This is a genomic window from Oliverpabstia sp., from assembly GCF_022785585.1.
Classification (GTDB): domain Bacteria; phylum Bacillota; class Clostridia; order Lachnospirales; family Lachnospiraceae; genus Oliverpabstia; species Oliverpabstia intestinalis.
In genome coordinates, this window is record NZ_JALFPR010000081.1 from 40,819 (window position 1) to 63,390 (window position 22,572).

At 43.8% G+C, this 22,572-nt stretch carries 22 protein-coding genes; 2 read left to right on the plus strand and 20 right to left on the minus strand.

Features of this window, described 5'->3' with window-relative positions; genetic code table 11:
• Positions 1 to 274 precede the first annotated feature (274 nt).
• The 4 genes from codY to MSA64_RS05360 form a co-directional block, all read right to left on the minus strand.
• Positions 275 to 1,078: a GTP-sensing pleiotropic transcriptional regulator CodY gene (codY, locus tag MSA64_RS05345; RefSeq protein ID WP_022172700.1), complete on the minus strand. Its 804-nt coding sequence runs from the start codon at positions 1,076 to 1,078 to the stop codon at positions 275 to 277.
• A 407-nt stretch (positions 1,079 to 1,485) separates the two neighbouring features.
• Entirely contained in the window at positions 1,486 to 3,555 is a 2,070-nt protein-coding gene (gene topA / locus MSA64_RS05350) for a type I DNA topoisomerase (protein WP_154432312.1), read from the minus strand.
• A gap of 56 nt (positions 3,556 to 3,611) precedes the next feature.
• A complete protein-coding gene (gene dprA, locus MSA64_RS05355) occupies positions 3,612 to 4,508 on the minus strand; it encodes a DNA-processing protein DprA (protein WP_235904509.1) in 897 nt (298 codons plus the stop codon).
• An 8-nt stretch (positions 4,509 to 4,516) separates the two neighbouring features.
• Complete coding sequence (locus MSA64_RS05360) at positions 4,517 to 6,055, minus strand: YifB family Mg chelatase-like AAA ATPase (RefSeq protein ID WP_118568081.1); 1,539 nt, start codon at positions 6,053 to 6,055, stop codon at positions 4,517 to 4,519.
• 267 nt (positions 6,056 to 6,322) lie between these two features.
• Between MSA64_RS05360 and sigK the strand changes: the two genes are divergently transcribed.
• Positions 6,323 to 6,949: an RNA polymerase sporulation sigma factor SigK gene (gene sigK / locus MSA64_RS05365; RefSeq protein WP_022171305.1), complete on the plus strand. Its 627-nt coding sequence runs from the start codon at positions 6,323 to 6,325 to the stop codon at positions 6,947 to 6,949.
• Here the strand turns inward: sigK and MSA64_RS05370 are convergent.
• The 9 genes from MSA64_RS05370 to mtaB form a co-directional block, all read right to left on the minus strand.
• Entirely contained in the window at positions 6,917 to 8,155 is a 1,239-nt protein-coding gene (locus tag MSA64_RS05370; RefSeq protein ID WP_022171304.1) for a peptidase U32 family protein, read from the minus strand. The two genes, sigK and MSA64_RS05370, sit on opposite strands and share 33 nt — an antisense overlap.
• Positions 8,156 to 8,166: 11 nt before the next feature.
• Entirely contained in the window at positions 8,167 to 8,808 is a 642-nt protein-coding gene (locus tag MSA64_RS05375) for an O-methyltransferase (RefSeq protein ID WP_022171303.1), read from the minus strand.
• On the minus strand, positions 8,805 to 9,281 hold the full coding sequence (locus MSA64_RS05380) for a hypothetical protein (protein ID WP_277663914.1): 477 nt from the start codon (positions 9,279 to 9,281) through the stop codon (positions 8,805 to 8,807). Before MSA64_RS05380 ends, MSA64_RS05375 begins: the two co-directional genes overlap by 4 nt.
• 55 nt (positions 9,282 to 9,336) lie before the next feature.
• Positions 9,337 to 9,675: a YlbF family regulator gene (locus tag MSA64_RS05385; RefSeq protein WP_154432309.1), complete on the minus strand. Its 339-nt coding sequence runs from the start codon at positions 9,673 to 9,675 to the stop codon at positions 9,337 to 9,339.
• A gap of 5 nt (positions 9,676 to 9,680) precedes the next feature.
• On the minus strand, positions 9,681 to 11,345 hold the full coding sequence (locus MSA64_RS05390) for a ribonuclease J (protein ID WP_022171300.1): 1,665 nt from the start codon (positions 11,343 to 11,345) through the stop codon (positions 9,681 to 9,683).
• Between the two features lie 19 nt (positions 11,346 to 11,364).
• Positions 11,365 to 11,622, minus strand: a complete 258-nt coding sequence (locus MSA64_RS05395) for a DUF1292 domain-containing protein (RefSeq protein WP_022171299.1) — start codon at positions 11,620 to 11,622, stop codon at positions 11,365 to 11,367.
• A gap of 7 nt (positions 11,623 to 11,629) precedes the next feature.
• Complete coding sequence (gene ruvX / locus MSA64_RS05400; protein WP_022171298.1) at positions 11,630 to 12,073, minus strand: Holliday junction resolvase RuvX; 444 nt, start codon at positions 12,071 to 12,073, stop codon at positions 11,630 to 11,632.
• Complete coding sequence (locus tag MSA64_RS05405) at positions 12,073 to 12,342, minus strand: IreB family regulatory phosphoprotein (protein ID WP_022008878.1); 270 nt, start codon at positions 12,340 to 12,342, stop codon at positions 12,073 to 12,075. Before MSA64_RS05405 ends, ruvX begins: the two co-directional genes overlap by 1 nt.
• Before the next feature lie 172 nt (positions 12,343 to 12,514).
• Entirely contained in the window at positions 12,515 to 13,825 is a 1,311-nt protein-coding gene (gene mtaB / locus MSA64_RS05410) for a tRNA (N(6)-L-threonylcarbamoyladenosine(37)-C(2))-methylthiotransferase MtaB (RefSeq protein ID WP_154432308.1), read from the minus strand.
• 190 nt (positions 13,826 to 14,015) lie between these two features.
• On the opposite strand from mtaB, the gene MSA64_RS05415 reads away from it, so the two are divergent.
• Positions 14,016 to 14,252, plus strand: coding sequence for an HPr family phosphocarrier protein (locus tag MSA64_RS05415; RefSeq protein WP_022171296.1), 237 nt, complete (start codon positions 14,016 to 14,018; stop codon positions 14,250 to 14,252).
• Between the two features lie 131 nt (positions 14,253 to 14,383).
• On the opposite strand, the gene thiI is transcribed toward MSA64_RS05415, so the two are convergent.
• The 7 genes from thiI to grpE all read right to left on the minus strand — a co-directional run bounded on the left by thiI (position 14,384) and on the right by grpE (position 22,569).
• Positions 14,384 to 15,565, minus strand: a complete 1,182-nt coding sequence (gene thiI / locus MSA64_RS05420; RefSeq protein ID WP_117525662.1) for a tRNA uracil 4-sulfurtransferase ThiI — start codon at positions 15,563 to 15,565, stop codon at positions 14,384 to 14,386.
• A 29-nt stretch (positions 15,566 to 15,594) separates the two neighbouring features.
• Positions 15,595 to 16,749 carry a cysteine desulfurase family protein gene (locus MSA64_RS05425; RefSeq protein ID WP_287890896.1) on the minus strand — a complete coding sequence of 385 codons (1,155 nt, stop codon included), beginning with the start codon at positions 16,747 to 16,749 and terminating at the stop codon, positions 15,595 to 15,597.
• A gap of 3 nt (positions 16,750 to 16,752) precedes the next feature.
• Complete coding sequence (locus tag MSA64_RS05430) at positions 16,753 to 17,502, minus strand: 16S rRNA (uracil(1498)-N(3))-methyltransferase (RefSeq protein ID WP_022398979.1); 750 nt, start codon at positions 17,500 to 17,502, stop codon at positions 16,753 to 16,755.
• A 1-nt stretch (position 17,503) separates the two neighbouring features.
• Positions 17,504 to 18,493, minus strand: a complete 990-nt coding sequence (gene prmA / locus MSA64_RS05435) for a 50S ribosomal protein L11 methyltransferase (protein ID WP_287890898.1) — start codon at positions 18,491 to 18,493, stop codon at positions 17,504 to 17,506.
• A 143-nt stretch (positions 18,494 to 18,636) separates the two neighbouring features.
• Entirely contained in the window at positions 18,637 to 19,797 is a 1,161-nt protein-coding gene (gene dnaJ, locus MSA64_RS05440; protein ID WP_117525664.1) for a molecular chaperone DnaJ, read from the minus strand.
• A 247-nt stretch (positions 19,798 to 20,044) separates the two neighbouring features.
• Positions 20,045 to 21,931, minus strand: coding sequence for a molecular chaperone DnaK (dnaK, locus tag MSA64_RS05445; protein WP_117525665.1), 1,887 nt, complete (start codon positions 21,929 to 21,931; stop codon positions 20,045 to 20,047).
• A 44-nt stretch (positions 21,932 to 21,975) separates the two neighbouring features.
• Positions 21,976 to 22,569: a nucleotide exchange factor GrpE gene (gene grpE, locus MSA64_RS05450; RefSeq protein ID WP_154432306.1), complete on the minus strand. Its 594-nt coding sequence runs from the start codon at positions 22,567 to 22,569 to the stop codon at positions 21,976 to 21,978.
• Between the last annotated feature and the right edge of the window lie 3 nt (positions 22,570 to 22,572).

Here is a 22,572-nt window from a genome sequence, read left to right on the forward strand (position 1 = left end):
AATCTGTTTTATTAGCACTCGTTTGTATCGAGTGCTACCGATGGTCTTATATTAGTAATTTTGCCCTGTTTTCGCAACTTCACTTTTCGCTGGTATTTTTAATATATTCTCTTATTTTTAAATATATACTCATTTTTTCTCTTATTTTCTCACTTTTCTATATTTTTTCCATTTTGTCATTTTTTCTCAGATGCAAAGCAACAAAAAAGAAAGAAGACCAGGAGGTTCTCCTTTTCTTCTTTCTTCTGTCCTTTTCTTTTCAGCTGTTGTTGTATCAGTCGTCCTTTTCTGTCACTTTCAGATTTTTTCTCGCTTTCAGTTCTTCAAGTTCATCAAAGATCACATCATTCAACACTTTGATGTACGTTCCCTTCATACCACTGGATCTGGATTCGATCACACCGGCACTCTCGAATTTTCTGAGAGCATTTACAATAACTGAACGTGTAATTCCCACACGGTCAGCAATCTTACTTGCCACAAGGATTCCTTCATCTCCGTCCAATTCATCGAAAATATGAATGATCGCTTCCAGTTCCGAAAACGAGAGTGTGCTGAACGCTGCTTTTACAACGTGAACCTTTCTGGCTTCCTCTGCATTTTCTTCATTTACGGAGCGCATCATTTCCAACCCTACTACTGTCGTTCCATACTCACTGACAATAATATCCTCAATATCGTACTGGCGTTCTTTCCGGTACATAAATACAGTTCCAAGACGTTCTCCTGCAATATCAATCGGGTTGATAATCGCACAATATTGCTGGATATCATCCCTCTCAAATCCCAGAGTCTGAAGATTCACATTTTCCTTTGTGGACAAGACGCTTAAAAACCGGTCATTCAGAAGCGGATCTACATGACTTCCGACTTTATCCTCAATCAATTCTGTGATTTCTTCTACTCCCGGGCATAAACTGACGCCAAGAACTTTTCCTTTCTTACTGATCACAAGAATATTGGAATCCAATGTTTCCATCATTACTTTGCAGATATCATTGAACACTACTTTTGTAGAATTATTATTGTGCAGTAATTTATTGATTTTTCTGGTTTTGTCCAATAACTGTACGCTCATCTTCTACTCCTTTCTGGATTTTTTGTTTTTTTTATACTTTTATAATATTGTACCATGATATTCTTTAAATAACAATAATATTTTCTGAATATTTCAATTTTTTCATTTATTGTGACTGTTTTATCTGCCTAATCAAAACCATGAAAACTAAAATTGGTCCACCGGACCAATTATTGATATGCACTGCAACGGAAAATTAAAAGATACAGATTCTTTGCCGAAATCTGTATCTTTTAATTTTCCGTTGCACAGTAAGATTTATTTTTCGTAACTGTTCAGTACCTTCACAGTTACGAGCAAAAATGCATTTAAAATCACCTTCGGTGATGGCATTTTTGCTTGTATGTCTCGGGATTTTGGCATATTTATGCCAAACACCTCGCGGGATAATGGCTACTGAATAGTTACTATTTTTCTTTTACTTCCACATACCCGCACTGCTCGTCCGCGCAGACTTTTTTGTTTCCCTTTTCTACCATGTAACCGCCGCATTTCGGACATTTTTCATTGATCGGTTTTGCCCAGGACATGAAATCACATTCCGGATTATCCTCGCAGCCGTAATATTTCCGGCCTTTCTTGGTCTTGCGAAGAACTACTTCTTTTCCACACTTCGGACATTTGACACCGATCTTTTCCAGATACGGCTTGGTATTTCTGCAATCCGGAAATCCGGGACATGCCAGGAATCTTCCATGCGGGCCATATTTGATTACCATGTTTCTTCCACAGTTTTCACAGATTACATCAGTGACTTCATCTTCCAGTTTAACTTCCTCGAGATTTTTCTCTGCTTCTTTCACAGATTCATCAAGATCCGGATAGAAGTTCCGAACTACCACTTTCCAGTCTACGGTTCCGTCACCCACTTTATCCAGCAGATCTTCCATCGTAGCAGTAAAGTTGACATCCACAATACTTGGAAAGGCTTCTTTCATCATCTGATTGACCACCTCACCCAGTTCTGTCATATACAGGTTCTTATTCTCTTTTGCCACATATCTTCTTGCAATAATTGTGGTGATGGTCGGTGCATAAGTACTTGGACGACCGATTCCCAGTTCTTCCATAGTTTTTACCAGGGAAGCCTCCGTATAATGTGCCGGCGGCTGGGTAAAATGCTGCTGTTCATCAAATTCCTGAAAATTCAGAACCGTATCTTTGTCAATGCTTCGTACCAATGTATTGTTCTGCGCTTTCTCCTCATCTTCCTGCACATAAACGGACATGAAACCATCGAACTTGATCTTGGATGCGGCAACCGTAAACAGGTATTCTCCACCGGAAATCTTTACAGATGTTGTTTCGTATATAGCCGGCTGCATACGGCTTGCCACAAATCGTTTCCAGATCAGCTGATAGAGACGGAACTGGTCTCTGGAAAGAGATTCTTTTACAAGGGCCGGCATACGGGAAACATCCGTCGGACGGATTGCTTCGTGTGCATCCTGAATGTTCTTTCCTTCTTTTTGTTTACTCTCCCGCACTGCCACATAGGATTCTCCGTAATGTTCGCCGATAAAGCTTCTTGCCATTGCATCTGCTTCTTCCGAGATACGGGTGGAATCGGTACGCAGGTAGGAAATCAGAGCAACGGTACCCTGTCCTTTGATATCTACTCCTTCATACAGCTGCTGAGCCAGACGCATTGTCTTCTGAGTAGAAAAGTTCAGTGCCTTGGAAGCTTCCTGCTGCAAAGTGCTGGTAGTAAATGGAAGCGGAGCTTTTTTACCTCTCTCTCCCTTTTTTACTTCACTGACCTGATAAGATACACCTTTCAGTTCTTCCATGATGCGATCTGTTTCTTCTCTGGAGGAAATCGTCATCTTCTCTTTTTCTTTTCCGTAGAACTTTGCAACCAGCGGTTTCTTTTCTCCCGGAATTTTAAATACAGCATCCAGTGACCAGTATTCTTCCGGAATAAATGCATTGATTTCTTCCTCTCTGTCCGCTATGATCCGCAGCGCAACAGACTGTACCCGACCGGCACTCAGTCCACGTTTGATCTTTTTCCACAGCACCGGACTGATCCTATAACCAACCATACGGTCCAGGATTCGTCTTGTCTGCTGTTCATCCACCAGATTCATATCTATGTCTCTGGCATGTTTGATCGACTCTTTCACTGCGCTTTTGGTGATCTCATTAAAAGTGATTCTCCGCATCTTTTTTTCATCCAGCTTCAATGCTGTTGCCAGATGCCAGGAAATCGCTTCTCCCTCACGGTCCGGGTCAGTTGCGAGATATACTTTATCTGCCTTTTTTGCTTCTTTTCTCAGACTTGCCAGCAATTCTCCCTTTCCCCGAATCGTAATATATTTCGGTTCATAATCATTCTCTATGTCGATGCCCAACTGACTTTTCGGCAAATCCCGGACATGTCCGTTGGAAGCTGCCACTTCATAATTGCTCCCAAGGAACTTTTTTACCGTCTTTACCTTCGCAGGTGACTCCACAATCACTAAATATTTAGCCAATGTCTTCCTCCTGATTTTTTATTATGTGCTTCAAAAGCACATGTATTGCCGTGCTTTTATGCCCACCTCTTTTCTGTGCGAATATAATAATTCTGCCAGACTTCGCGGGCCAGATCTTTTGCTGTCAGATAGTATAGACTCTTCAACAGACTTCCGGATGGCAGTCCTGTCTCGTCCTGTAACTGTGACACGGCTTTTGGGTTTAAATCGAGACAACTATACACCAAATCATCTTCCCTTGCAAGCACTATTTTTTTCTCCTGTGTAAAATCCTCCTGTATTATTTCCTTCTTTCCCGTCCATTCCATCTCTTCCAGAATGATCTCCGGCTTCCATGCCGGGATGGCTCCCTGGTAGATTAACCGGTTACATCCTTCACTCAAAAGATCACCTACACGCCCCGGAAGAGCGAAAACCGTACGCCCCTGTTCCAGTGCGGCATCCGCAGTAATCAGAGAACCACTTTTCTCTTTTGCCTCAACCACAAGTATCGCCCCGGAGAGACCGCTGATGATTCGGTTGCGCAGTGGAAAATGATAGGAAAGGGGTGGTGTCCCAGGAGCGAATTCGGACAAAATACCACCCTGCTGCTGCATGACATGGTAAAGCTTCCTGCTGGATGTAGGATAGCAAAAATCCACCCCGCATCCCATCACACCATAAGTTTTTCCCCCTGCTGCCAGGGCTCCCGCATGAGCTGCTGCATCCACACCTCTGGCCAGTCCACTGATCACCTGTATTCCTCTTTGAGTCAGAATTCTGGCATATTCATATGCCATATTTTTTCCATAAGAACTACAGTTTCTTGCTCCGACAATGGCAATCGCCGGCCGCATAGGATCCGGTAATTCTCCAAGCACATATAACCGTGACGGTGCATCCGGAAGTTGTAATAAATTTTTCGGGTAGCCTTCTTCTGTTTTCTTATATATTTTTATGTTCTCGCTCATCATTTATCCCCCTATTTCCATGAATGTTTGTCAAAACTTCGGTATCCGATTGCTTCTGCGATCTCTTCTTCTTCAATCTGTTCTTTTCCTGCCAGATCCGCTGCTGTCCTCGCCACGCGAAGGATCCGGTTACATGCCCGTCCACTTAGATGTAACTTTTCAAAAGCTCCCTGTAACATTTTTTCTGCTTCTTCACTTGTTTTGCAATATGTACTGATCTCACCCGGCGGAATCTGGCTGTTATAACAGATTCCGGATTCTTTTAAACGTTCTTTTTGTATTAACCGGGCTCTCTCTACTTCTTTTCGCATATTTTCTGTACTCCACTGTATACTGTCACTGTCGGGTATCTCTCCCCTGAATTCACCATAAGTTGCCGCATTGGTAGTCACACAGATATCCATCCGGTCAAGAAAAGCCTGACTGATCCGCTGCTGATATCTTTTAATCTCATGTTCTCCACAATCGCAGCGGTTTCTGTCCGGATAGTAGCCACAGGGGCAGGGATTCATCGCACCCACCAGAAGAAATTCTGCCGGGAAACTATACCTTCCTCCCACCCGCGCAATATGAATCTCTCCGTCCTCAAGCGGCTGTCGGAGAATCTCCAGTGTCTCCCTCTTCATCTCCGGAAGTTCATCCAAAAATAAGACACCTTTGTGTGCCAATGTGATTTCTCCTGGCATCGGTATCTTTCCTCCTCCCGCAAGCGCCTGCGGTGATATGGTATGATGCGGAGAACGGAACGGCCTGTTTGATACCCAGGGGACTTTTGAAGATAATAATCCTGCCACACTATAAATAGAAGTAATTTCCATTGCCTCCTCATGACTCAGTGCCGGAAGCAAACCGGGAATTCTTTTTGCCACCATTGTTTTTCCTGAACCCGGAGGCCCCATCAGTAATATATTATGAAAACCGGCGGCTGCAAGAAGTGCCCCCCTTTTTGCAGCAGTCTGTCCTTTGATTTCTCTGAAATCTGCTGTTATTTCCGGTGCAATCTCCATCTTTTCCCTTTCTTTCTCCGGATGTTCCCATGTCCGTTCTCTCACTGTCCGCATAAACTCTCCCAGATTCCTGACTCCTACGCTTCGAATCCCCTGGATCATCTGTGCCTCTCTCCGGTTTTCCCATGGAACAATACACCCCTGACATCCTGATTTCCTCGCCTCCTCAACCATCGCAAGAACTCCTCTCACTTTTTTAATCTGTCCGTCCAACCCCACTTCGCCGGTTACCATGACACTCTCAAGTCCCCCTTTCGGAAGCTGCCCCAGAGATTCCAGGATTGCCGCAGTAATCGGAAGATCAAAACCGGTTCCGGCCTTTGGTACATCTGCCGGAGAAAGATTGATGGTAATTCTTCTTGGCGGAACCGGTATCTCCAGATTATGTAATGCTGTTCTGACCCGATCCTGTGCCTCCCGAACCTGACTGTTCACTGTCCCTACCATGGAAAATCCGGGAAGCCCGGGACTCACATCCACCTCCACCTGTACCGGAATCGCCCTGATTCCCTGCATCGTTGCCGATAATATACTTGTATACATAAAATATTCTCTCCTTTCTCTGCGTTATATCACTGTAATAACGGTTAGCACTGCCATCACCGTCTTGTTTTTTATTGGTAACTGTTCAGCCCCTTCACAGCTACGGGGCAAAATACCTCGCGGGGCAGTGGTTACTGTATAGTTGTCTTTATTTTCTGTATGTTTTGGGATTATATATTTTGATATGCTCTGATTCTACATTTTGGGAAAAGCACATATTCTTCCGCCAGGGCATAAATTAGAAAGAAAGCCCTTTGAGGTGTGTATGTGAAGACCTTTCTGAAACCCCTCACCACACAAGAAGAAACTTTCTATCTTCGTAAATGCCGACAGGGTGATAAGGCTGCCCGAGATGTGTTGATCGAACGTAATCTGCGACTGGTTGCACATATTGTAAAAAAATACCAGGGGGTTGATGAAGATCTGGATGATTTGATTTCCATAGGAACGATCGGTCTGATCAAAGCCGTGTCCACCTATGATATGACAAAAGGCAGCAGACTTGCTACCTACGCTGCCCGCTGTATTGATAATGAATTGTTGATGATGCTTCGCAGCCGAAAAAAATTTTCCAGAGAAGTTTCCCTGTACGAACCGATCGGTACAGACAAAGAAGGGAACGAGATTCATCTTCTGGATATTGTGGAAGCTAACGAACAGGATATCACTGATCAGTGTATCCATAAGGAACGAATTCTTCAATTGTATGGTTGTTTGAGGGAAGTTCTTTCACCATTGGAATATGAAGTAATTAAATACCGCTATGGGCTTTTCGGTGAAAAAGAATTGACACAGCGGGCACTTGGAAAACGGCTGGGAATCAGCCGTTCCTATGTCTCCCGCATTGAAAAAAATGCTGTATTAAAGCTCCGTGACCGGTTCTTTTCTACGTAAAATATCATATCGATCCAGTTTAATTCCCAGATCAATATAAAGAATCTGCTTCGGATGTGGTGCACTCTCCATCTGGTTGCCTTCTTCATCCTGAATACTTTTTACTGTCGCTTCGATGTTATCGCCATTTGGCTTCATAACTTCGATCTGTTCTCCTACAGAGAACTTGTTTCTCTGAGAGATACAATATTTTCCTTCTTCATTTGTCTCTCCCACAATACCCAGATAAGTATATTCTTTAATATACGTATTATTATCATAAATCTGTGCTTCCTGAGTTGGTTTTCCGTAAAAGAATCCGGTGGTAAATTGCCGATAAGTACAGTTGGAAATCTGTTCCTGATACCACGACATATTTTCCTCATACAGTGCCGGATCTTTCAGATAGTCATCGATGGCTTTCCGATAGGTCCGGGCAACTGTTGCCACATACAACGCAGTCTTCATACGTCCTTCAATCTTAAAGCTGTCGATTCCGGCATTGATCAGATCCGGAATATGTTCGATCATGCACAAATCCTTAGAATTGAAAATAAAAGTTCCTCTTTCATTTTCATAGACCGGAAAATACTCTCCCGGACGACTTTCTTCCATAACAGAGTACTTCCATCGACACGGATGAGTACATGCTCCCTGATTGGAATCTCTTCCTGTCAGATAATTGCTTAACAGACATCTTCCGGAATATGAGATACACATCGCTCCATGAATAAAAGTCTCGATCTCCATATCTTCAGGAATTCTGCTTCGAATCTCGCGAATCTCTTCCAGCGACAATTCTCTTGCTGTCACCACTCGCTTGGCTCCCATCTGATACCAAAACTGGTATGTACCATAATTGGTGTTATTTGCCTGAGTACTAATGTGACGTTCGATCTCAGGACATACTTCTTTTGCGATCTGATAGACTCCCGGATCCGAAATAATCAGTGCATCCGGTCCGATTTCCCGGAGTTCTTCAAAATACTTCCGGACGCCCTCCAGATCCTGATTATGTGCCAGAATATTAGCTGTGACGTATACTTTTACACCATGTTCGTGGGCAAACCGTACCCCTTCTGACATATCTTCTTTTGAAAAGTTCTTTGCTTTTGCACGCAGACCGAAAGCCTCGCCTCCGATATAGACTGCATCCGCACCAAATATAACCGCAACCTGCAGTACTTCCAGGCTGCTGGCCGGAACAAGTAATTCCGGAATTCTCATGATTCTTTCTCCTATCGTTTCGTGCTGATTGCAACCCCATCTCCAAGTGGGAGCAGGGAAGTTACCAGCTCGTCATTGTGTTTCAATTCGTACAGATACTCACGCATCCGCTTATAGATGGTCCGGTTTCTTCGTTCTACCGCAAACCGTGACTCAATCAGATCACCTTCCTGCAAGATATTATCCGACACTAAAAGACCTCCACTCTTTAAAAGTCGCAACACTTCCGGTAAAAAATGAAGATACTGTCCTTTGGCTGCATCCATAAAAATAAAATCAAAGGGTTCGGTGAGCGTGGGAAGAATCTCTGCTGCATCTCCCTCCAGAAGTTCGATCTGCTCCTCTTTACCCGCTTTTTTAAAATTATCCCGGGCAATCGGGATCCTCTTTTCGTAATTTTCGATGGTTATGATCTGACAGGGTTCCGGATTATATTCACACATCAAAAGAGCAGAAAACCCAACTGCAGTTCCCACCTCCAGAATCCGTTTCGGTCTGGCAGCTGCCATCAGAAACTTTAAAAAGCTCTGCATTTCCCTTCTTACAATAGGAACCGCATCTTCCCTAGCTTCTTTTTCCAGCTGTTCCAGGAATTCTGTATGACCTTCGTCCAGAGAATTGATAAAAGTCACCATACGTTCGTCTACAATCATGAGGCACTCTCCTCTCCTGACTCTGGGTCTTCCGCATCAGAACTACTGCTTTCTTCTTCCTTAGACGGCTGTCCCTCTGTGTTTTTCCCTGACAGGATGGCAAGCATCTCATCAACCGTCTCATGCGTATTCAAAAGATAAGTACCAGGCCTGATCTTACCACGATAATCGGAGAGTTTTTCCTGTGCCCAGAAGATAACCGGTCGTTCAATCAATCCTTTTTCCTGCAGAGTTTCCCCCACATCATAGACAGAATCGTCTTCATGAACAATCACAGTTACCTCCTGCCCATCTGCCTGTGTATGAGCCTCCGGTTCCTGATAGAAGATCAAATACCCGAAACTGTATGCCGTTTTTCCAACAAAAATCAGTCCACAGATCAGCAAAACATAGAGCAGAATCCGAATCGCCCCCTTGGCTCCACTTACGGCAGCCTGATACGTTGCATCTTTTTTCTTTTTCTTACTACCCATCTATACTCCTTGCTTATCCTTCCCACATATAACGCGGGGATGTCCGGCAGTGTGATCATACATTCGGGATATTCAGATCAATCCCGTTTCGAAACTGTTCCAGTACCTGCTGAAGCATCCGACAGACATCCAGCTCCGCCTCCAGATATGCATTCACCTCCGGAACTTTCCGAAGCTTTTCATATCTGTTTTCTACTTCATCTGTAATATCGTACAAATCTTCCTGTGTATCGTCATTGTTCATATGAAAGACAGCTACACGGAATTCATCAATCTGTTTTTTCAGCTCCGGATTGGATTTCAGCATCTCCTCACATGCAAGGTACCTCTGATATGCGGAATCCTCTCTGATTACTTCCAGCAGTTTTTCCACGCATTCCTGTATCTTGTTCATGTATCTTACGCCTCCATTATAATTGGCAGAATCATCGGTTTTCTCTTGGTTCTCTTCCACAAAAAGTCACCAAGAGAATCTTTGATCACGCCTTTCATTTTTCCCCAGTCAGAAATTCTTCGATCCAGGCAGGAATCAATAGCATCTTCTACAACACTCTTTGCCTGTCCCATCAGATCTTCGGACTCTCTCACATATACAAACCCACGGGATACAATATCCGGACCTGCCAGAAGCTGGTTACTGTATTTTTCCAGTGTCAGTACCACGATCATAATACCGTCTTCTGCCAGATGCTGACGGTCACGAAGTACGATATTTCCCACATCACCGACACCAAGTCCATCTACCAGGATTGCTCCGGTATGCACTTTACCGGTAATTTCCGCGGATTCATCATTTAATTCCATCACATCACCGGAGTGCATGATGAAAATATTTTCTTTCGGAATACCCAGGCTCTCTGCAATACCTGCCTGTGCTTTCAGATGACGGAATTCTCCATGAACCGGAATCGAATATTTCGGTTTTACCAGAGAGTAAATCAATTTGATCTCTTCCTGGCAGGCATGTCCTGATACATGTACATCCTGGAAAATAACATCTGCCCCTTTGGCTGACAGTTCATTGATGACACGGGATACTGCTTTTTCATTACCCGGAATCGGGTTGGAACTGAAAATAATGGTATCACCTGGTTTAATGGAAACTTTTTTATGAATATTTGCTGCCATACGGGACAAAGCTGCCATAGATTCTCCCTGGCTTCCGGTTGTGATCAGAACCATCTGCTCATCCGGGTAATTTTTCATTTCATCGATATCAATCAGTGTGTTGTCCGGCACATTCAGATAGCCAAGTTCAGACGCTGTTCCAATGACATTGACCATACTTCGACCTTCCACAACTACTTTTCTTCCGTATTTGTAAGCAGAGTTGATGATCTGCTGTACACGGTCTACGTTAGATGCGAACGTCGCAATGATGATTCTTGTATTTTTATGCTCTGCAAACAGATTATCAAAAGTTTTTCCCACGGTACGTTCTGACATGGTAAATCCTTTTCTCTCTGCATTGGTACTGTCACACATCAGTGCAAGAACACCTTTTTTGCCAATCTCTGCAAAACGCTGCAGATCAATGGCATCGCCGAATACCGGTGTATAATCTACTTTAAAGTCACCGGTATGCACAACGATTCCGGCAGGAGAATAAATAGCAAGTGCAGAAGCATCCTGAATACTGTGATTTGTTTTTATAAATTCGATTCGGAAACATCCCAGATTGATCGATTGTCCGTGTTTGATGGTTTTTCTTTTTGTGGTACGAAGTAAGTTGTGTTCTTTTAATTTATTTTCTATCAGACCGATCGTCAGCTTGGTTGCGTAGATCGGTGCATTAATTTCTCTCAAAACATAAGGAAGAGCTCCGATATGATCCTCGTGTCCGTGAGTGATCACAAAACCCTTCACTTTTTCATAATTATCTTTCAAATAGGTAATATCAGGGATGACCAGGTCGATTCCCAGCATATCGTCCTCCGGGAACGCCAGACCACAGTCCACCACAATAATACTGTCTTCGTATTCAAAGGCAGTAATGTTCATTCCAATCTGTTCCAGTCCGCCCAGAGGAATGATTTTCAATTTTCCACCGTTACTTTTTTTCAAATAGCACCTCCGTCACTGCTTACATCTCAATATCCACATCATCCATCATCTGACTGAACACTTTTGACATGGCTTCCAGTTCCACGTCATCTTCCACCATCACATAATCCGCTTCCGGATCCGTCTCCTCAGAAGAGTCTTTCAGGATGTAGGCGTTAGCTTCATCATCCATGGAGTCTGTTACCAGCAGATAATCTGTACCGTTCACCCTGGTCTGCTCTTCTACATAGAATTCCACTGTTTCGCCTTCATCTGTCACAAATTTGATTTTATCCATAATGATTCTACCGTCCTGTTTCTTCATTCTTATTCGCAAGATAATCCAGATACCCCTGCAGAATAAATACCGCAGCGATTTCATCCACATGTTCTTTCCGGTTTTCCCGGCGTACTCCCGTCTCCATCAATACACGGTTGGCAGATACAGTTGTCAGCCGCTCATCCCACATCACAACAGGCAGACCTGTTCGTCTCTCCAGCGTTTCTTTCAGCTCCAGAGATTTCTCAGCCCTGTCTCCCAGTGTATTATTCATATTCTTCGGTAAACCAAGTACGATTTCTTCTACCTGATACTGTGCAATCAGTTCTTCAATTCTTGCCAGCGTCTGGCGCATCTTGTTTTCTGATTTTCTGCGGATGATTTCCACACCCTGGGCAGTAAAACCAAGGGGGTCGCTTACTGCGACTCCCACTGTCTTTGAGCCGTAATCAAGTCCTAGAATTCTCATCAGCGATTCTCCCAGGATCTGTTTTTAATATACTCTTTCAGAAGTTCTTCTACCAGTTCATCACGTTCCACTTTCATGATCATACTTCTGGCACCCTTGTAACTGGTGATATACGTAGGATCTCCGGACATAATATAACCTACAATCTGGTTAACCGGGTTATAACCCTTCTCTTCCATCGCTGTGTATACCACATCCAGGACTTCTTTCACCTGTACTTCCGGCTCTGTTTTCACTTTAAAATACTGTGTATTGCTTAAATTTGCCATTTTTTCACGTCCTCGACTATACTTGATATCTATTCTATTCTAATACAGAAGATGCAAAAATTCAATCAAGTTTACAGTTTTTTTAAACTTTCCATTGCTATTTATCAGTTTTGTAACATTCTGCCGATTACTGTTATTCTGCCGGATCACCGATTTGTTCCACATAATTTTGCTATTCTGCAAGAATGAGATCCTGACCGATGATGTTTTGCAGTTGTACCATAACACGTTTATTTTCCAGATTTTCTTCTGATATTACCGCAACTTTCAGGTATTCCATCGTATGCCCCGTCCAGTAGGTCTGACCCTGAATCTTCTGTTGTTCTTCAAACAAAACTTCTTTTTTCTTTCCCAAAAACTGCTCCATATATTCTCTCTGGCGTTCTTGTCCGAGAGCGATCAAAACTCTGCTTCTTTCTTTTTTTATCTGTTCCGGAAGCTGATCCGGCATGACTGCTGCTTTCGTTCCTTCTCTCTTCGAATACGGGAAAATATGTGTCTCATAAAAATGAATACTGTCCACAAAACTGCGGCTTTCCTCAAATTCTTCTTCTGTTTCTCCCGGAAATCCTGTGATCACATCGGTAGTCAGTGCCGGTGCCGGATAATATTTTCTCAGGATTTCACATTTTTCCCGGTACTCCTGCGCTGTGTACCGTCGATTCATTCGCTTCAGTGTAGCAGTACATCCGCTTTGCAGTGACAGATGAAAATGCGGACACACTTTCGGCAGACTGCTGATCGCTTTTGCGAATTCTTTCGTAATAATCCCCGGTTCGAGAGATCCAAGACGAATCCTCTCGATACCGTCTACCTCATGCACTGCCTGAATCAGCGTCAGCAGATTCTCCTGTTCTTCCGGACGTTCTTTTCCATAAGAACTCAGATGGATCCCTGTCAGTACCACTTCCTGACAACCGGATGCTGCAAGCCGTTTCACTTCCCCTACAACATCCTCTGTTTTTTTACTGCGGATCCTTCCCCTTGCATACGGAATCATACAATACGTACAGAACTGATTGCAGCCGTCCTGGACTTTCAGGTATGCTCTTGTATGTTCTTCGGTACGGTCGATCTCCAGTTTTTCATATTCTTTTGTATGATTGATATCCACACATTCCGTGGTTTTCTGCTGGCCTGATCGATAGTTTTCCAGTATGGAAATCAGTTCCTGTTTTTTATTATTCCCGATTATGATATCTATAGACGCATCTGCTTCTGCTTTTTTTGTATCCGCCTGGACATAACATCCGGCTGCCACCACAATAGCATCCGGATTCATCTTTTTGGCCTTATGAAGCATCTGTCTCGATTTACGGTCAGCGATGTTGGTCACAGTACAGGTATTGATCACATAGATGTCTGCTCCCGGTTCAAAGGGTACGATTTCATATCCTGCTGCCTCTAACATCTGCTGCATTGCTTCTGTCTCGTATGCGTTCACTTTACATCCCAGATTATGCAGTGCAACTTTTCCTTTCATTGTCTACCTTCTTTCTTTTCTGCCAAATTATTCTTTCGTTTTCTTTGAATCTTTGTATGCTTTCACCTTGACTTTTACCATCCAAAACGGTAAGATAAATTTAGCTGAAATGTGCTGCCAGGAACTGTTATTGACAGATTTACCTCCGGCACGGCCAAAAAATAATCTGAATTTTCGGGAGGAAGTTATCATGAAAACTGTTAGTATTTCACTTAATTCCATTGACAAAGTAAAAGCATTTGTAAACGATATTTCCAAATATGATTTCGATTTTGATCTGGTTTCCGGAAGATATGTCATCGATGCAAAATCCATTATGGGTATCTTCAGTCTGGATCTTTCCAAACCGATCAATCTGAATGTTCATGCAGAAGGAAACAACCTGGATGAAGTATTAAAAGTACTTGCTCCATATATCATTGACTGAGTCTGAATTTTTAAATCGGGAGTCTGTTTGCAACAGGCTCCCTTTTTATATTTACTGTTCGTAACTGTTCAGCACTTGTGCAGTTACGAGTCAGAATGGAATGATATTGTACTTCTGCGTTTCGTCAGATTTTATGCCTCAATGTAAATGCGTTCTGCAGTATTGACTGCCTGATCCATCATCTCATCAATCTTCTCTTCCAGTTTTTTCTCTGATTTTTTGATCATCTGAATATTCGGTTTTGTTACCGGATGTTTTGCCACAAAAATCGTACAGCAGTCTTCGTATGGCTGTATGGATGTCTCATACGTATTGATCTTCAGGGAAATATCCACAATTTCCTGTTTGTCGAATCCGATCACCGGACGGAATACCGGCATCGTACATACTTCATTCGTTGCAGCAAGACTCTGCACGGTCTGGCTGGCCACCTGGCCGATGCTCTCTCCTGTGATCAGTCCCAGGCATCCCTGCTCTTTTCCGATGCGTTCCGCAATCTTCATCATATACCGGCGCATAATGATCGTCAGCTCATCGTGTGGGCACTGATCATAGATATACAGCTGAATATCCGTAAAGTTAACCACATACAGATTGATCGGTCCGCTGTATCTTGCCACCAGTTTTGCCAGATCCACAACTTTCTGTTTTGCACGTTCGCTAGTATATGGCGGTGCATGGAAATAAACAGCGTCAATCTTTACGCCACGTTTTGCGATCATATATCCGGCTACCGGAGAGTCAATACCACCGGATAACAGAAGCATCGCTTTTCCGTTGGTTCCGATCGGCATACCGCCCGGTCCCGGAATAGACTCGGAGTAAATATAGATTTTTTCGCGGATCTCAACGGTGATCAGCAGCTGCGGATTATGGACATCCACTTTCATCTCCGGAAAAGCGTCCAGAATCGCTCCTCCAAGATCTGCATTCAGTTCCATAGATGTTCCAGGATAGGTCTTCTTTGCACGACGGACATGCATTTTGAATGATTTATTTTTATCCGGATATACATGATCCACATAAGCTACCACATCTTTTTCCAATTGTTCGTAACCCTGATCTTCCTTAATCACAACCGGACAGATATACGCGATTCCAAATACCCGTTTTAATGCTTCCAGAGCTTCTTCATAATCAAAATCACCCTCAGTCAGCACATAGATTCTCCCCTGCTCTTTGGTTACATGAAAGGTTCCTTCTACCGGTTTCAATACATATTCCATCTGACGGATCAGTGCATCTTCAAACAGATATCTGTTCTTTCCTTTGATGCCGATTTCCGCATATTTTACTAAAAATGCTTTAAACATCTCTTTTCTCCTTCTGCTACTTGCTGTGATTAATGTCTCGCATATCGACGCAGCATCGGTATGACTTCATTTAACACCTGTAACGTGTAATCCAGTTCTTCCCTTGTGGTTGTCTCACAGAAGCTGAACCGAACGGTTGCTTCCATCTGATTCTTCGGCAGTCCAATAGCTGTCAGTGTAGGACTTCCACTTCTTTTGTGCGTAGAGCAGGCACTTCCGGCGGATACGTAGATACCTCTTTCTTCCAGGGTATGTAATAAGACTTCGCTTCTCACGCCCACGAAGGCAGCACTTACGATCTGCGGTGCCGCTTCTTCTCCCTGTGGACCGTGTACCACGACCTGATCCATCTTTGCAAGTTCTCTGACGAAATACGTACGAAGCCCACGCATATGCTTATCATTTTCTTCCAGATGATCATAAACCATTTTGGAAGCCAATCCCAGTCCTGCAATTCCCGGCACATTGTCCGTACCGGAACGCATGCCTTTCTGCTGTCCACCACCGTAAATGATCGGAACGATCTTCATTTTTTCACTGATATATAAGAATCCGGTTCCCTTCGGTCCGTGAATCTTATGTCCGCTCGCGGAAAGCATATCGATATGCATCTTTTTCGGAAGGATCCGGAACTTTCCGTAGGCCTGAATCGCATCCACATGAAAATACGTTTTCGGATTTACCTGCTTGATCAGCTCTCCGATCTCTGCAATCGGTTCCACCGCTCCGATTTCGTTATTTACAAACATTATCGATACCAGAATCGTCTCTGGGCGAATCGCTTCTTTCAGTTCTTCCGGAGAAATCTGTCCCTGTGCATTCACACCCAGTCTCGTCACTTCAAATCCCTGGCTCTCCAGAAATTCTGCAGGAGCAGATACGGCCGGATGTTCAATACTACTGATGATAATATGGTTCCCCTGGCGTCTGTTCGCCAGAGCAGTTCCGATTAGCGCCCAGTTGTTGGACTCAGTTCCACCGGAGGTAAAATAAATCTCTTTTTCTTGTACTTTTAATGTAGCTGCAATCTGTCCGGCAGCTTCTTTCACGTATCGTTCACTCTCCACACCCTTCTGGTGCATGGCAGAAGGATTGCCATAGTCGTCCATCATGGTTTTCACGACGATATCCTTCACTTCTTCATAGCAACGGGTAGTGGCCGAATTATCTAAATATGCTTCCACTTGTTATTCCTTTCCTTCCAGTAAGAACATCAGAATCGAGAGCACTGTCATTCCTGCTGTCTCTGTTCTTAAAATCCGTTTTCCCAGTGTGATCGGCTGTACCTGATGATTCATCGCCAGTTCGATCTCTTCCGGTGTGAATCCACCTTCCGGTCCGATAAAGATACCGATAGACTGCCCCGGTTCGATCTGTTCAAACAGTTTTTTCGTGTGTGCCATATTTTCAGCAAGTTCATACGGAATAAACCGGATATCCAGCTCTTCGGCATAGTTTACTGCCTCTGAAAACTTCATAACAGAATGAATCTCTGGAATCACCATTCGTTTGGACTGTTTGGCAGCACTTTCTGCGATCGTCTGCCACCGTTTCTGTTTGGAAGCTTCTTTTTTCGCATCCAGTTTTACTACCGCCCGGGCCGTGCTCACCGGAATCACTTCATAGACACCAAGTTCCACAGCTTTCTGAATGATCATCTCCATCTTGTCACTCTTTGGAAGTCCCTGAAACAGATAAATCTTTGACGGCAGCTCCATGCCCACTTCCTGCACATAACTGATATCTGCAATTACTTCTTCTGCTTCCATCTCGCTCACCAGACAGGTGTATTCCAGATTGTCACCTGCACTGATCAGGATCGTCTCTCCCTGACGCATCCGAAGCACATTTTTAATATGGTTCACATCACTGCCTGTGATATGTATCTTTTTTTCTTCCATATCAATCTGTTCTTGTTTTACAAAAAAACGATACATCTTACGCCTGCTTTCTTGCGGTTACGGATACCCACTCACCCTGATATGTTACTTCCAGAATCTCCAGACCGGCTGCCTTTACGGCATCAACTACGGTCTGCTCTTTGTCATCAATGATACCGGAGGTAATGTATACAGCACCCGGTTTCATCTGGTTGACAATGACCGGGGTCAGCGGCACCAGAACATCTGCCAGAATATTTGCCACTACGATGTCGTAACATTCATAGCCTACTTTATCCTGTACTTCTTTGTCATCGATGATATTTCCGATCATCATATCAAAGCTTTCCGGTGCGATTCCGTTTACTTCTTTATTTTCTTCTACTGCCGGTACTGCGCATGGATCCAGATCAGTTCCGACTGCATGTTTTGCCCCCATTTTCAGTGCAATGATAGAAAGGATACCACTTCCGGTTCCCACATCGAGAAGTTCTGTCTCCGATGTTACATATTTTTTCAGCTGACGGATACACAACTGTGTAGTCTCATGCATACCGGTTCCGAAGGCAGTGCCCGGATCGATATGTATAATCATTTTATCTTTGTCTTCTTCTTTTACTTCTTCCCAGGAAGGGATGATCAGGATATCATCCACATAAAACTGTTTGAAATATTTTTTCCAGTTATTGATCCAGTCAATGTCTTCCGTCTCGTCAACTGTGATACTTCCTTCTCCGATCTGGCAGAACATCCGCAGAGATTCCAGTTCTTCTTTCACCTGGGAAAGAATCTCTTCTTCGGTCTTTTCTTCTCCATTTACCGTAAGGGTTCCGTCTTCTGTCTCTTCCACAAAAAAACTCAGATAAGCGATTCCATCGTCTTCCGGTCCATCCGGCAGAATATCCACAAACATCAGCTCCTTTTCCATTGCAGTCAAAGGTACTTTGTCTTCAATCTGTGCGCCTTCCAGCCCGATATCATATAATGTACTGATGATAATATCTTCTGCATCTGTCACTGTTTTTATTTTAAATTTTTTCCATTTCATAAACTTTCTTACCTTTCTGTACAAGTACACAAGTGCATAGCTATGATAACTATACTAGATTCTGTTCAAAAAAGCAACAAAAGAGATTGTCCGGAAAACATTTCTGTTTTCCGGACAGTCCCTTTTTTCTGTAGCTGTGGTCTTTAATCTTCAAACGTTTCTTTCAATTTATCCATAAAACGTTTTTTCTTTTCTTTTTCCGGCGCCGGTTTTCCCTGACATGCCGCATCGAATGCACGAAGCGCATCTTTTGCTTCCTCGGAAAGTTTGGTCGGTACCTGAACAACCAGTGTAACATATTGATCACCGCGAACATTTTTGTTTCTCAGTGACGGTACACCTTTTCCACGCAAACGGATCTTGGTATCGGTCTGTGTTCCCGGTTTTACTTCGTATTCTACTTCACCGTCTACCGTGCTGATGCGGATCTTGCCACCCAGTGCAGCCTGTGCATAAGTGATCGGTGCCGTGGAGAAGATATTCATATCCTGTCTCTGGAAAATCGGATGGCGAGCCACCTGTACTTCTACCAGCAGGTCTCCTCTCGGTCCACCATTAGTTCCGGGTTCGCCTTTTTCACGGATACGGATACTCTGTCCATCATCAATACCAGCCGGAATAGATACCTGAATCTTCTTTCTGCTTGCGGTAAATCCGGTTCCCCGGCAATCCGGGCATTTGTCTTTGATGATCTTACCGGTTCCACCACAGTCCGGACAGGTCTGTACGTTTCGCACCATACCAAACATGGACTGCTGGGTATATGTTACCTGACCGGTTCCATGACATTTGCTGCAGGTCTCCGGAGAAGTGCCCGGTTTTGCACCGGTTCCGTTACACTTGGTACAGGTATCCTTCAGTGTCAGTTCCAGTTCTTTCTCACAGCCGAAAACTGCTTCCTGGAAGGTAATGTGAACCACTGCACGCAGATTTGCTCCGCGCATCGGACCATTGTTCGCTCTGCGGCTTCTTCCGCCACCGAACAGATCCCCGAAAATATCGCCGAAGATATCGCCCATATCTGCGCCGTTAAAGTCGAATCCACCGAAACCGCCACCCTGTCCGGCTCCGCCATTTTCAAATGCTGCATGACCGTACTGGTCATATGTTCTTCTCTTTTCCGGATCACTCAGTACAGTGTACGCCTCTGTCGCCTCTTTAAATTTTGCTTCTGCTTCTTTATCCCCTGGGTTCATATCCGGATGATACTTTTTTGCCAGTTTCCGGTATGCTTTTTTCAAGGTCGCATCATCAGCTCCGCGCTCTACACCCAGAACCTCATAATAATCTCTTTTCTCTGCCATTTTCTTTCACCTTATCGAAACGCCTCGTACCCCTGGGGGATACAACTGCGGAATTATCTACTCATATGATGTCAGGATCAAAAGTTCAGAAATCTTCCTGCAAGCAGGCTTATGTCAGATTTCCGATCCTGAAGCCCGGGCATCATCACATTATGGGGACGGTGACCCTTCCGGTATCCCCGTCCCCTGCATTTACTTACACGACTTGTATAACCATCTGGTAAGTATGATTTATTCTTTATTCGTATTAAACTTCTTTGTAGTCAGCGTCTACTACATCGTCGCCGTATCCTGCTTCACTGGATCCCTGAGAAGCACCGCCTGCTGCTCCACTCATGTCCGGACCTGCACCCTGAGCACCTGCTGCTCCCTGTGCCTGTTCATATACTTTTGCAAACAGTTTCTGTGCGCTTTCCATCAGTTTTTCTTTTGCAGCTTTGATCTCTGCAACCTGCTCATCTGTCATGTTATCTACAGGAGCTTTTGCGATCAGATCTTTCAGAGCTGCCAGATCAGCTTCTACTGCTGTCTTATCGTTGGCATCCAGTTTGTCGCCTACCTCTTCGATAGCTTTCTCTGTCTGGAATACCATAGCGTCTGCATCGTTTCTTGTATCGATGGCTTCTTTTCTCTTCTTATCCTGTGCTTCGTACTCAGCAGCTTCTTTTACTGCTTTGTCGATATCGGAATCAGACATATTGGAACCGGCTGTAATGGTAATATGCTGTTCTTTTCCTGTTCCCAGGTCTTTTGCAGATACATTTACAATACCGTTGGCATCAATATCAAAAGTTACTTCGATCTGCGGAACACCTCTTCTTGCTGGCGGGATTCCATCCAGACGGAACTGACCAAGAGATTTGTTGTCTTTCGCGAACTGTCTCTCACCCTGTACTACGTTGATATCTACTGCTGTCTGGTTATCTGCTGCTGTAGAGAAGATCTGGCTCTTCTTGGTCGGGATTGTTGTATTTCTCTCGATCAGTCTGGTTGCGATACCACCCATTGTCTCGATAGACAGTGACAGTGGAGTTACATCCAGAAGCAGGATATCGCCGGCACCGGCATCGCCTGCCAGTTTACCACCCTGTACGGAAGCTCCCAGAGCTACGCACTCATCCGGGTTCAGGCTCTTGCTTGGTTCATGTCCTGTCAGCTGTTTTACTTTATCTTGTACAGCCGGGATACGTGTAGAACCACCAACCAGAAGGACTTTGCTCAGTTCAGAAGCTGTCAGTCCTGCATCAGACAGTGCTCTTCTTACAGGTTCTGCTGTCAGTTCTACCAGATCATGTGTCAGTTCATCAAATTTTGCTTTTGTCAGGTTCATATCGAAATGTTTCGGACCTTCTGCTGTAGCTGTGATGAATGGCAGGTTGATGTTGGTTGTTGTAGAAGAAGAAAGTTCTTTTTTCGCTTTCTCTGCTGCTTCTTTGATTCTCTGCAGAGCCATCTTATCCTGAGACAGGTCTACGCCTTCGGTTCTCTTGAACTCTGCCAGCATGTAATCTGCTACTTTCTGGTCGAAATCATCACCACCCAGACGGTTGTTACCTGCGGTAGACAGAACTTCGATAACACCATCACCGATCTCGATGATAGATACATCAAATGTACCACCACCTAAGTCGTATACCATGATCTTCTGTTCCTGTTCGTTGTCCAGACCATAGGCAAGAGCTGCTGCTGTAGGCTCGTTGATGATACGTTTTACATCCAGACCTGCAATCTTACCTGCATCTTTGGTTGCCTGACGCTGTGCATCGTTAAAGTAAGCCGGAACAGTGATAACTGCTTCTGTTACTTTTTCACCCAGGTAGTTTTCTGCATCAGATTTCATCTTCTGCAGAATCATAGCAGAAATCTCCTGTGGAGAATATTTTTTGTCATCGATGGTTACTTTGTAGTCAGTACCCATATGTCTTTTAATAGAAGAAACTGTTTTATCTGCGTTGGTTACTGCCTGACGTTTTGCAGGTTCACCTACCAGTCTTTCTCCTGTTTTTGTAAATGCTACTACAGATGGTGTTGTTCTTGCTCCTTCTGCATTTGTGATAACGGTTGGTTTACCACCTTCCATAACAGCTACGCAACTATTTGTTGTTCCTAAGTCAATACCAATGATTTTTCCCATGACTATTTCCTCCTCATGAATTATAATCTATATTCTGATAATTGTTAATTGGCTACTTTTACCATACTGTGGCGGATTACACTGTCTTTATACATGTAACCCTTCTGGAACTCTTCTACTATGATGTTCTCTCCGACTGTTTCATCTTCCACATGCATCACTGCATTATGGAAATCAGGATTGAATTCATTTCCTACAGCTTCAATGGCTTTTACTCCCATGCCATCCAGTGCGCTAAGGAACTGCTTGTAGATTTTTTCCATTCCCTGTACGAAAGGATCTTCTTTGTCTTCTGCGACATCCAGACCTCTTTCAAAATTATCTACTACCGGAAGAATCTTTTCGATCACATCTTTTGCTCCCACAGCATACATACCTGCTTTTTCTTTTTCGGTACGTTTTCTGAAATTTTCAAACTCGGCCATCTGGCGTTTTACCCGATCAGTCAGTTCTTCAATTTTTTCATCTTTTTTATCTTTTTTCTTTTTTCCAAAAAGTTTCTTTTCTTTGGCTTCTTCCACTTCTTCGCTTCCTGCCTGAGTTTCAGGAGTTGCTTCGGTGACTTCGCTTTCGGCTGCTTCGGTTTCTTTTACTTTCTCAGCTGTCTCCTCAGCAGTTGTTTTATTTTCTTCTGCCATCTC